Origin of the sequence: Kocuria kalidii (genome assembly GCF_044462225.1) — a bacterium.
Taxonomy (GTDB): domain Bacteria; phylum Actinomycetota; class Actinomycetes; order Actinomycetales; family Micrococcaceae; genus Kocuria; species Kocuria kalidii.
Window position 1 is genome coordinate 35,557 of the sequence record NZ_JBISWJ010000009.1, and the last position, 11,505, is coordinate 47,061.

At 71.0% G+C, this 11,505-nt stretch carries 10 protein-coding genes; 6 read left to right on the forward strand and 4 right to left on the reverse strand.

Features of this window, described 5'->3' with window-relative positions:
- Positions 1 to 47 precede the first annotated feature (47 nt).
- Genes ACH9D3_RS01480 through ACH9D3_RS01490 form a run of 3 tightly spaced genes read right to left on the reverse strand, consistent with a single transcriptional unit; the run spans position 48 to position 2,960 of the window.
- On the reverse strand, positions 48 to 1,322 hold the full coding sequence (locus ACH9D3_RS01480; protein ID WP_396398112.1) for a TRAP transporter large permease: 1,275 nt from the start codon (positions 1,320 to 1,322) through the stop codon (positions 48 to 50).
- Positions 1,319 to 1,873 carry a TRAP transporter small permease subunit gene (locus tag ACH9D3_RS01485; protein ID WP_396409589.1) on the reverse strand — a complete coding sequence of 185 codons (555 nt, stop codon included), beginning with the start codon at positions 1,871 to 1,873 and terminating at the stop codon, positions 1,319 to 1,321. The genes ACH9D3_RS01480 and ACH9D3_RS01485 overlap by 4 nt, the downstream gene beginning before the upstream one ends.
- Positions 1,857 to 2,960, reverse strand: coding sequence for a Gfo/Idh/MocA family protein (locus ACH9D3_RS01490; protein WP_396409590.1), 1,104 nt, complete (start codon positions 2,958 to 2,960; stop codon positions 1,857 to 1,859). Before ACH9D3_RS01490 ends, ACH9D3_RS01485 begins: the two co-directional genes overlap by 17 nt.
- Positions 2,961 to 3,048: 88 nt before the next feature.
- Between ACH9D3_RS01490 and ACH9D3_RS01495 the strand changes: the two genes are divergently transcribed.
- From ACH9D3_RS01495 to ACH9D3_RS01520, 6 genes are all read left to right on the forward strand, one after another.
- A complete protein-coding gene (locus ACH9D3_RS01495) occupies positions 3,049 to 3,810 on the forward strand; it encodes an IclR family transcriptional regulator (RefSeq protein ID WP_396398115.1) in 762 nt (253 codons plus the stop codon).
- Between the two features lie 85 nt (positions 3,811 to 3,895).
- Complete coding sequence (locus ACH9D3_RS01500) at positions 3,896 to 4,765, forward strand: shikimate dehydrogenase (protein ID WP_396398116.1); 870 nt, start codon at positions 3,896 to 3,898, stop codon at positions 4,763 to 4,765.
- 57 nt (positions 4,766 to 4,822) lie between these two features.
- Positions 4,823 to 6,748: a TIM barrel protein gene (locus tag ACH9D3_RS01505; protein WP_396409591.1), complete on the forward strand. Its 1,926-nt coding sequence runs from the start codon at positions 4,823 to 4,825 to the stop codon at positions 6,746 to 6,748.
- A gap of 421 nt (positions 6,749 to 7,169) precedes the next feature.
- Entirely contained in the window at positions 7,170 to 7,949 is a 780-nt protein-coding gene (locus tag ACH9D3_RS01510) for an ATP-binding cassette domain-containing protein (protein ID WP_396409592.1), read from the forward strand.
- Entirely contained in the window at positions 7,946 to 9,220 is a 1,275-nt protein-coding gene (locus tag ACH9D3_RS01515; protein WP_396409593.1) for an FtsX-like permease family protein, read from the forward strand. The genes ACH9D3_RS01510 and ACH9D3_RS01515 overlap by 4 nt, the downstream gene beginning before the upstream one ends.
- A gap of 243 nt (positions 9,221 to 9,463) precedes the next feature.
- Entirely contained in the window at positions 9,464 to 10,309 is an 846-nt protein-coding gene (locus ACH9D3_RS01520; RefSeq protein WP_396409595.1) for a Cof-type HAD-IIB family hydrolase, read from the forward strand.
- Positions 10,310 to 10,608: 299 nt separating this feature from the next.
- Here the strand turns inward: ACH9D3_RS01520 and ACH9D3_RS01525 are convergent, their stop codons facing one another.
- Positions 10,609 to 11,454, reverse strand: coding sequence for a PRD domain-containing protein (locus ACH9D3_RS01525; protein WP_396409594.1), 846 nt, complete (start codon positions 11,452 to 11,454; stop codon positions 10,609 to 10,611).
- Between the last annotated feature and the right edge of the window lie 51 nt (positions 11,455 to 11,505).

Genomic DNA, 11,505 nt, shown 5'->3' on the forward strand with positions numbered 1-11,505 from the left:
GAGGTGGGTCGGGGACATAGGTCGTCGGCGTGGATCGATGGAACCGACTACAGGCCGAGCAGGGCCGGCAGGCCGGTGACGACCGGTGGGAAGAAGGTGATGATCAGCTGGACGATGACCAGGGGGACGAGGAAGACCGCGATGCCGCGGAAGACCTCGTCCACGCCCCTGCTGGTCACCGAGCTCATGACGTAGAGCACGCTGCCCACGGGCGGGGTCAGCAGCCCGATCATGAGGTTGACGATGATGATCACACCCAGGTGGACGGGATCGATCCCGAACTGCAGGGCGATGGGCATCAGCACCGGGACGGTGATCATGATGACCGCGGTGGCGTCGATGACCATGCCCAGCAGGATCAGGAGCACGTTGATCAGCAGCAGGAAGACGATCGGGTTGTCGGTGAAGGAGGTGACGAACTCGGCGACCTCCTGGGGCACCCGTTCCCGCGCCAGGATCCAGCCCAGCAGGGCGGCCGAGGCCAGGATGAGGGTGATCGACGCCGTGGTCGTGGCCGCCTCGCGGATCGCGTCCACGATGGAGCGCAGGTTCAGGGTGCGGTAGGCGAAGCCCAGGACGACCATGTAGGCCACCCCGACCGCGGCGGCCTCGGTCGGCGTGAAAAGCCCCAGCAGAATGCCGCCGAGGATGATGACCGGGGCTCCGAGCGGGCCGATCACCCGCAGGGTGGCGGTCCCCAGGGTCGACCAGCTGAACGGGATGGTCTGCAGGGCGGTGTTGCGGCGGGTCAGGATGAACACGGTGACGGCCAGGCCCGTCGCCATCAGGAAGGCGGGGACCACGGCGCCGGCGAACAGGGCGCCCGTGGACAGGGCCGCCACCGAGGCGTAGATGACGGCCGGGATGGACGGGGGCATCACCGGGGCGATCAGGGCGGAGGCGGCGGTGAGGCCGGAGGCGAACCGGAAGGTGTAGCCGGCCTTCATCATGGCGGGCACCTGGATCTTGCCCAGGGCCGCGGCGTCGGCCAGGGCGGAGCCGCTCATCCAGGAGAAGCCGAGGCTGGTGGCCACGTTGACGTAGCCCAGGTTGCCGCGGACCCGGCCCAGCAGCGCCAGGGCGAAGTCGAAGATGCGATCGGCGATCCCGGCGCGGTTGGCGATGGACCCCAGCAGGATGAACAGCGGCACGGCCAGGAGCGGGAAGGATGCGACCCCGTTGAAGGCCTGGCGGAAGCCGAGGCCCGCGGAGTTCCCCTCCAGCAGCATGTACAGGACGCTGGGGCCCAGGAAGGCCAGGCCCACGGGCACCCGGACGGCGATCAGGGCGATGACCAGCAGGGCCAGGATCCAGATGCTCATGAGCCGGCTCCTTCCGCGACGACGGGTTCCGGCTCGGCGGCGATCGCCCGCGGCACGAAGACCGCCACGGCGGAACGAACGGTGAGGGTGAGGATCCCGAGCAGGGGCAACAGGTAGATCCACAGCATCGGGATCCCCAGTGCCGGGGTGGACTGGGAGACGGAGTCGGTCAGCAGGAACCACACCTCGTTGAGCAGCAGCAGGGAGACGACCACGACGAGCACGTGGGTGAGCACGTGCAGCACCTTCGCGACCCGCGCGGAGGTGTATCGGTCGATCACCAGGACCGCGATGTGCAGGCCGTGGCCGTAGAGGTAGCCGGCCATCAGGAACGTCAGGCCGGCCAGGGCGTAGCGGGAGAGCTCGCCGGCGCCGACCCACGTGCCCGTGGGCAGATAGCGCTGCACGGCCTGCATCAGGACGAAGACGAAGATGACGACGATCAGCAGGCCGCCGATCACCTGCTCGACGTAGCCGAGCCAGCGGAAGATCCCCACTTCCCGCTGCGGCGGCGCCTCGGCCGGCGGTGCCGGCTCAGTGGGTGACGACATGGGAGTCCTCTCTGGTCTGTCGGGTGGCGGGGCGGGGTGCCGGACGGCCGGTGGGCACGTCGACGGGAAGGCCGGTCCGGGCGCTGTCGGCGACCGCCTCGACGACGCGCAACGACTGCAGGCCGTCCCGGGCCGTGACCTTGGGTGCCGAGTTTCCCCGGATGACGTGCTCGAAGTGCTCGAGCTGCAGGTCCAGGGGGTCCTCGCGGCGGACGTCGATCGTGGTGACCGCGGACGGCTCCCACCAGGAGGCCGTTCCCCGGTAGGTGCGCAGCCGCAGGGTGGGCACGGAGATCGACCCGCGGGTGCCGGCGACGTGGTAGCAGTCCTCGTCGTCGGCGGTGTCGTAGCCGGGGTTCTCCCTGGAGGTCTGCTCCCAGGACCGGGCCGAGCCGGCGGCGTCGGAGACGATGAACGTGCCCAGCGCCCCGCACGCGAAGTTCAGCACGACGGCTGCCGTGTCCTCCACGGCGAACCCCCGCACGGTGTTGCCGGCGGTGGCCTGCACCCGGGTGATGTCCCCGCACAGGGCCCGCAGGCAGTCGATGTCGTGGATCAGGTTGATGAGGATCGGGCCCCCGCCGGCCTCCCGGCGCCAGGGGGCGGCGTCGAAGTAGTCGTGCGGCTTGGCGAACAGCGCCGAGCCCATCACCGCCACCGGGTTCCCGATCGCTCCCGAGGCGATGACCTCGACCGCGCGGGCCAGCAGCGGGGAGTGCCGGCGTTGATGGCCCACCAGCACGGGCACTCCGCTCGCCTCGGCGGCGGTGACGATCTCGGCGGCCGCCGCCACGGTGTCGGCGATCGGCTTCTCCACGAGCACCGGGATCCCGGCGGCGATCGCGGCCAGCGCCCCGTCCCGGTGGGCGGGGTTCGGGGTGGCCAGGACGACACCGTCCACGTCGCCCAGTGCCACCTCGAGATCGGCCACCAGGGCGGTGGCCGATCCGGAGGGGGTGTCCGCGGCATCGACGTACGGATCGACGACGTAGCTCAGCTCCAGGCGCGGGTGGGCCAGGACCCGCCGGGCGTGCTCGCGCCCGATGAGGCCCGCCCCCACGACGGCGATGCGCAATCTCCGCGTCATGTCTCAACTTTCATATTGTGGCAACGCTTGCTGTATTCTGAATTTCGAGCATGATGTAACTCACACGATGTGTCAAGGAAGGTGCACGATGGTGACAGAGGGATCCGGGACCGTGGGCAAGGCCCTCGGCCTGCTCACGCTGCTGGGGGAGTACCCCCACGGGGCGACCGCTGCGCAGATCGCGGAGGAGTCGGCCTATCCCTTCAGCACCGTGTACCGGCTGCTGAACACTCTGGTCGGCACGGAGTTCGCCAGTTACGACCCGCGGGAGAGGCGCTACCGCCTGGGGCTGCGCGTCTACCAGCTCGGGCAGAAGGTGGCCAGCACCCGGGGCTTCGAGGGAGCCGCCACCCCGATACTCCAGCGGCTGACCGAGCACACCGGGGAGAGCTCGATCCTGGGGGTCCTGGACGGCGCGCACTTCCTGACGGTGCGCAAGGTGGACGGACCGCAGTTCCGCACCACCACCGACCCCGGCGACCACGGGTCCCTGCACACCAGCGCGATCGGCAAGGCGCTGCTGGCGTTCTGCGATCCGGACACTCGCGAGCACCTGCTCGACACTCTCGAGCTCACCCCGCGCACGGAGCACTCCCTCACGGACCGCGACGAGCTGCGTCGGCAGACGGAGCACATCCGGGCTCAGGGCTGGGCCGGGCAGCAGGAGGAGAACGACGTCGGCATGGCCGCCATCGCGGTGCCCGTCCTGTCTCCCTCGAACCGGCTGATCGCTGCGGTGGCCCTGGCCGCCCCGCTCTTCCGCGCCGACCTGCCCGGGCTGCAGGGCTTTCTGCCCGCGCTGCGGCAGGCCGCCGCGGACCTGGCGCTGGAGCTTCCCCACCGGCCATGATCCCCGTCGCCGGGACACGCCCTCTATCGGCCGTGCGCGCCCGAGGCTCCGCGCCGCACCCCGATCCGATGTCGAAGGAGAACCCATGAGCACCACGTCAGAGGCCTACCTGGTGGGCCTGATCGGCGGCGGCATCACCGCCAGCCTCACCCCGCCGATGCACGAGACCGAGGCCCGCCGGCACGGGCTGCACTACCTCTACCGGCCGGTGGACCTGGAGGCCATCGGGCGCCCGGGCACGGACGTGGGAGCGTTGCTGGCTGCGGGCCGGGACCTGGGATTCAATGCCTTCAACATCACTCACCCCTGTAAGCAGCTGGTCCTGGAGCACCTGGACGAGGTCTCCCCGGACGCGGCCGCCCTGCAGGCCGTCAACACGGTGCTCATCCGCGAGGGCCGGTTCGTCGGCCACAACACCGATGTGTCCGGCTTCGCCGCGGGATTCACCACGGTGCTCCCGGGGGTGGCCACGGGCCGGGTCGTGCAGGTGGGCACCGGCGGCGCCGGCTCAGCGGTGGCCTCGGCGCTGCTGTCCTGCGGGGTGCAGACCCTGCAGCTGGTCGACGTGGACCAGGATCGGGCCTCCGAGCGGGCCTCCGCGATGGCTGTGCTGTTCCCGGACAGGCAGGTCGAGGCGGCCACGACCCAGGATCTTCCGGAGCTCGTCCGGACCGCAGACGGCGTGGTCAACACCACTCCCGTGGGCATGCACCACCACCCGGGCACCCCGTTCGACCCGCAGCTGCTGGACGGGCACCAGTGGGTGGCGGACGTCGTCTACCTCCCGGTGGACACCGAGCTCGTCGTGGCGGCCCGGGCGGCCGGCTGCCAGGTGCTCGACGGCGGGCACATGGCCGTGGGTCAAGCCGTGGACGCCTTCCGGCTGATCACCGGGATCGAGCCGGACCGCTCCCGGATGCGAGAGCACTTCCTGCAGCTGATCGCTGCCCAGTAGGCGGCCGAGTCGCCGAGCCGACCACCACCCACCGACCGACAAGGGGATCACCCGACCATGAGAACCTCCATCGCCACGGTCTGCCTCTCGGGCACCCTCGAGGAGAAGATGCACGCCGCCGCCGAGGCCGGTTTCGACGGGATCGAGGTCTTCGAGCAGGACCTCGTCGTCTCCCCCTCCGCTCCCGAGCAGATTCGCGACCTCGCGGCGGAACTGGGCCTGGGCCTGGACCTCTACCAGCCCTTCCGCGACGTCGATGCCGTCGGCCCGGAGCAGTTCGCCGCGAATCTCCAGCGCGCCGAGGCGAAGTTCCGGCTGATGGACCGGCTCGGCATCACCACCATGCTCGTGTGCTCCAACGTCGCGACCGCCGAGATCGACGACGACGAGGTCGTCGCCGACCAGCTGCGCCGGCTCGGTGACCTCGCTTCCGGGTACGGGGTCCGGCTCGCCTACGAGGCCTTGGCGTGGGGCAGGTTCGTCAACGACTTCGAGCACGCCCAGCGGATCGTCGACCTGGCCGACCACCCCAACGTGGGTACCTGCCTGGACAGCTTCCACATCCTCTCCCGCGCCTGGGATCCCGCCCCGATCGAGGACATCGCGGCGGAGAAGATCTTCTTCGTGCAGCTCGCCGATGCTCCGCTGCTGCACATGGACGTCCTGTCCTGGTCCCGCCACCACCGGGTGTTTCCCGGCGAGGGGGACTTCGACATGGTCGGGTTCATGACCCACCTGGTCCGCGCCGGCTACGACGGCCCCGTGTCCCTGGAGATCTTCAACGACGCCTTCCGTCAGGCCGACGTCCACCGCACGGCCGTGGACGGGCTGAGATCCCTGCGCTGGCTCGAGGACCAGACCCGACGGGCACTGGGCGGTCGACCCGCGCGGGGCCGCCTGCAGCTGCAGGCCCTGCCGCCGGTGGAGGAACCGGACGGGTACGACTTCGTGGAGATCCGTACCGGGCGGCTCGGGGAGACCACCCGGCTGCTGCACCAGCTGGGTTTCGCGCTGGGTGGGCACCACCAGTCGAAGGAGCACGTGCAGGTGTGGGTCCAGGGACCGGTGCGGATCATCGTCAACAACGCCGTTCCCGAGGACGCGCCCACCGAGGTCGCCGCCCTCGGCTTCGAGGTCGCGGACCCGGCCACCGCGCTCGAGCGCGCCACCCGGCTGTCAGCCCGGCCGGTGTCCCGGTCCCAGCGCGACGACGAACAGGTGCTGCGCGGGGTGTTCGCCCCGGACGGCACGGAGATCTTCTTCTGCCAACGGCCCGGCAACGGCGTCCCCGCGTGGCTGGGCGAGTTCGGCGCGGACGAGGAGATCGACACCGGGGCCCTGGTCACCGGCGTGGACCACATCAACATGGCCCAGCCCTGGCAGCACTACGACGAGGCCGTGCTGTTCTACACCTCGGTGCTCGCCCTCGCCGCCCAGCCCGCCCAGGACGTCCCCGGCCCCTCGGGACTGGTGCGCAGCCAGGTGATGCGCTCGGCCAACGGCGCGGTGCGGATGCCGCTCAACGTCGCCCCGACGGCCGCAGAGCAGGGCTCCTTCGTGGGCGCGGCCTACCCCGAGCACGTGGCGCTGTCCTGCACGGACGTCTTCGCCGTGGCCCGGCGGGCCCGCCGGCGGGGGCTGCGGTTCCTGCCCGTGCCGCAGAACTACTACGACGACCTCGACGCCCGCTTCGACCTCGACGACGAGTTCGTGGCCGCCCTGCAGGAGCTGCACCTGCTCTACGACCGGGACGCCGAGGGCGAGTTCCTGCACTTCTACACACAGACCCTGGGCACGGTGTTCTTCGAGGTGGTGGAGCGCCGCCACGGGTACTCCGGTTTCGGTGCACCCAACGCCCCCGTCCGCCTCGCCGCGCAGTACCGTCGCACCCACCCCCCACGGACGACCGATCCGCGGTCCCGCACCGGACGGGAGGTGCGGGGCACGTCCCCGATCGGCAGCACGGGCACAGGGGCCCCCTGAGCGCACGGACGCCCCCGCCCGCTGCCGGCTCACGAAGGCACCTGTCCGAGCGGGGGCCCGGGGCGGGATCTTCTCGGCTGCCTTCACCGCTGTCCCGGAAGCACGGGACCCTGCTCCCGGTTCCGGCCGAAGTGCAGGTGGTCCACGGTGGGGGGCGACGCCCGACACCGGGTCTCGGGAGGCCGACCGGTCGACGGCGGGACGGACCGGTGCGGCGGGTCCCACGGCCGTTCCGCACCCGCCGTGGCGTCCGTTCCCAGGTGGACGGGTGGTCGGCCCCTCTAGTGGGGACACCCTCCCGTACCCCCATATTGTGTGCGTACGCACATGATTGACGGGTGGGACGTCGTCTCGCGCCGGCCGCCCGTTCGATCGCCCTGGGGTGGCTGTGGGGGTCGGGGTGGGAAGAAGGTCCATAGTCGTGAGTCCGGTGGTGCTCGAGGCACAGGAACTGGTGAAGACCTACGGCCGGGGCGAGACCACGCACACCGCCCTGCACGGGGTGGATCTGGCGATCCGGGCGGGGGAGTCGGTGGCGATCGTGGGGAAGTCCGGATCGGGCAAATCGACCTTGATGCACCTCCTGGCGCTGCTGGACGCACCGACCTCCGGGTCGGTGGCCGTGCGGGGCCAGGATGCCGGGTCGTTGTCGGCCCGGGAGCTCCACCGGGTGCGCAACACGATGTTCGGGTTCGTGTTCCAGCAGTTCTTCCTCACCCCGGGCCAGACGGTGCTGGAGAACGTGGTGCTGCCCCTGACGATCGCCGGGGTCGGCCGAGCCGAGCGGCGGCGCCGGGGGTTGGCGGTGCTGGAGCGGCTGGAGCTGGCGGAGAAGGCGGGCAGCCGGGCCACCGACCTGTCCGGGGGCCAGAAGCAACGGGTGGCGATCGCGAGGGCGCTGGTCAACGACCCGTCGGTGATCTTCGCCGACGAGCCCACCGGCAACCTGGACTCCGCCACCGGGGCGGTGGTCCAGGACATCCTCTTCGAGCTCCACCGGGACCGGGGCATCACCGTGGTCGTCGTCACCCACGACCCGGAGTTGGCCGCACGGTGCGACCGCCAGGTGCACCTGCGCGACGGGGTGATCGTGGACCCGGTCCCGTCCCCCGCGAGCGTCGTTCCTGCGGACCGGGTGGCCGTCGGGGATCCCGCCGAGCGGGACGAGGTGCCCCTCGAAGTGTCGGGGGGTGGGCGGTGAAGTGGCCGGATGTGGTCGGCTCGGCCGTCACCAGCACGTTGCGGGGCCGGATCCGGACCGTGCTGACCGTGGTGGCGGTGTTCATCGGCGCGCTGACCCTGACCCTGACCTCGGGCATGGGCACCGGGGTGAACCGCTACATCGACGAGACGGTGGCCGCCTTCGGCGATGCGGACACGCTCTACGTGCAGAAGTCCCAGCCGCTGCTGGAGCTCTCCACCGGCACGGGCCCGCGGGCCTACGACCCGGAGGACACCCAGGTGTCCACCGGGTTCGGTGTCTCCTTCGCGGGACTGTCGGAGGAGAACATCGCCACCGTGGAGGACACCCCCGGGGTGGCCGAGGTGCAACCGGTCTACAACGTGGTCCCCACCTACCTGGGGGCTGCGGGGGAGAAGTTCCAGCTCGCGCTCGGCGTCCCGGTCCACGGCGACGGCCTGCAGATGGTCACCGGCGCCACCGCCGCCGAGGGCGAGGACGAGATCGCGATCCCCGACAGCTGGGTGGCCGATCTGGGCTTCGCCTCGGCCGAGGACGCGGTGGGGGGCACCGTGCAGGTGGTGATGACCGACCAGGCAGGAGCGGAGCGCTCCTTCGAGGCGCGCGTGTCGGGGGTGACCCAGGCCAGCCTGGCCGGGGTCGCGATGAACCCCCTGCCGTCGACCTCGTTCAACGAACGCCTCTATGCCTACCAGACCGGCGGAGGGCCCGAGCAGATCCCGGCCAGCTACATCATGGCCCGGGCCATCATGGACGACCCCGCCCAGGCCACAGCGGTGCAGGAGGAGCTGGAGCGGGCGGGGATGGTCGCCTCCACGGTCGAGGACCAGCTGGGGATGTTCCGCACCGTGATCGACGCCGTGATCTGGATCCTCAACACGTGTGCGGTCATCGCGCTGCTGGCCGCGAGCCTGGGCATCGTCAACACGCTGCTGATGTCCGTCCAGGAGCGCACCCGGGAGATCGGGCTGATGAAGGCCCTGGGCATGAGCGGCCCCAAGGTCTTCGGGCTGTTCTCCCTCGAAGCGGTGTTCATCGGCTTCCTCGGCGCGGTCCTGGGGGTGGCCACCGGGGTGGCCGGGTCGTGGGTGGCCGGGGTGCTGGCCGAGGGGTTCCTGGCCGGGCTGCCCGGGCTGTCGCTCTTCGCCTTCCGAGCCCGCAGCCTTGCCCTGATCGCCGTGGCCGTGCTGGCCATCGCCTTCCTCGCCGGCACGATCCCCGCCGTGCGCGCGGCGGGGAAGGACCCCATCACCGCCCTGCGGCACGAATGACCCCACCGGCCCGCACCGTCCTGGCCGCCCGTGCTCACCCGGACCTGGAGATCGGACGAGAGCGGAGCACCGGAGCGATCACGTGCTCCGGGCGGGCGAGACGGTGTCGGACGGTGTCCGGGTGCGGCGCTATACCATCGAACGGTGCCTCGGCCGGGTGACCGCCTCGACCGCACAGCCCATCGAGTGCTCGGGTGCGTCGACCGTGACCGCAGCCTGGGAACGACCGTTCTGGAGAAGCCCATGACATCCCCCCGCGTCGCCTTTCTCGACGTCGACGGAACAATACTCGACCACGGCGTGTCCGTCGCAGCCTCGACCGTGGAGGCGATCCAGGGTGCGCGCGCAGCGGGGCACCTCGTGTACCTCTGCACCGGACGCGCAGCCGGGGCGATTCCCCGTGCGGTGCGCGCGATCGGCTTCGACGGTGCGATCACCAACGGCGGCGCGTATGCCACCAGCGGTGCAGAGACCGTCGTGGCCGCGACCATGCCGCGCGAGGCGGTGCAGCGGCTCATCGACTACTTCCAGGACCGGGGCCTTCTGTTCTTCCTGCAGACCGATGCCGCCGTCCACGCCTCCCCGCAGGTGCGAGCACGATTCGCCGAGATGCTGCGCCAGTGGGAGAGCGCCCACGGTGAGCCCGACGAACCGCAGACCGCACCCCAAGGTGTGCCGCGGACCCGGGATCTGACCGAGGTCGACCTCGACCGTGTCGCGAAAGCGGTGTTCCTCGGGGAGGACGTGGATACGGTCGCGCGCGCCCAGCGCGAGCTCGGGGACCGGTTCCACGTCGTGCCCGGCAGCATGCCGCTGCCCGGCGGATCCAACGGCGAGATCGGCATGCGCGGCACCACCAAGGGCTCAGCCATCGAATCCGTGCTCGACCACCTCGGCATGGACCGATCGGTGGCGATCGGCATCGGCGACAGCTGGAACGACGTGGAGATGTTCCAGGTGTGCGGCACCGGCATCGCGATGGGCAACGCGGCTGCGGAGATGAAGGCACTGGCCGACGAGACCACGACGAGCGTGCGCGAGGACGGGGTGTGGAACGCATTCGTGCGTCACGGACTCGTCGCAGGCTAGGCGTCCGTCCGCGCGACGAGCCGACGGGCGGCAGGGGACCGCGGGGTGCCCACGGGCGCGACGGTCAGCCCCCCGGACCCGCCGGGGCGCGTCCGAGGGCTGCCCGAGCCACACGCCCGTGCTCGGTCGCCAGGATCTGGACCGGGCGGGCCGGTGTCTCCGCAGCACCCGCGTCCTCGGCGCGCAGCACCACCGTGTCGCCGTGGGATGCACCCGGATGCACCGGCGACAGCACGGCGGTGGGGACGTGACCGTCGATGGTGCGGTGCAGACCCTGTGGCGGTCAGCCGGCGGGGATGTCAGCGCACGCGGAGGTCGTCGACCATGCGGGCGATGTGCAGGGTCAGGTAGGTGACCTCGTCCTCGGTGAGGGGTTCCCCCAGGCGCAGCTCCAGCACCGCCTGGAGCTTCAGGGCAGTGGCGAAGGCGTCGGGGTAGGCCTCTCTGATCGCGACGCTGAGCCGGGTGGCGCCCTCGTCCAGCTGCCGGCCGGTGTGCGCCCGCACGAAGAAGTAGCGCAGGTGGGTGATGAACCGGGCGGCGTTGATGGTGTCGCGGTCGAACGGACGACCGTAGGCCTGCTCGAGCACCTCGAACAGCTGCGCGAAGACCCCGGTCATCTGATAGGTGTACGACAGGTCGCCGGTGGCGAACCCGGCGTTGACCAGGTGGAGGGCGATCGGGACGGCCTCCGCCTCCGGCAGCGGCTGCTCGAGGTGGGCGTTGACGTGGTCGAGGACCCGCTGCGCGACCCCCAGCTCGTCGGGGTACAGGTGGGCGACCTCGGTGCGCAGCGGGTACTCGATGTCGATGCCCTGCCGCAGGCGCTTGATCGCGAAGCTGAGGTGGTCGGCCAGGCCGACCACCGTGGTCGAGCTCAACGGGGCGGCCATGTCCGTGCGGGCGATCTCCAGGGCCTGATCGGCCAGCAGCAGGTGCTCCGGAGGGATCGCCGCCACCAGTGCCCCGAAGTTGTCGGCGTCCCGCCCGTCGTCGGGGACGAAGACCCGCACCACCTTGGTCCCGTCGACCTTCTGCCCGGGCTTGGCCTGGAAGCCCAGACCGCGGCCGGTGAGGATGACCTCACCCCCGGCCCCGTTGCGGGCGAGGACGACGTTGTTGTTGAAGACACGCAGGACCTCCACGTCGTCCTCCTTATCTCTCGGATTCCCGCTCGCGGTGGCACAGGCCCGGGG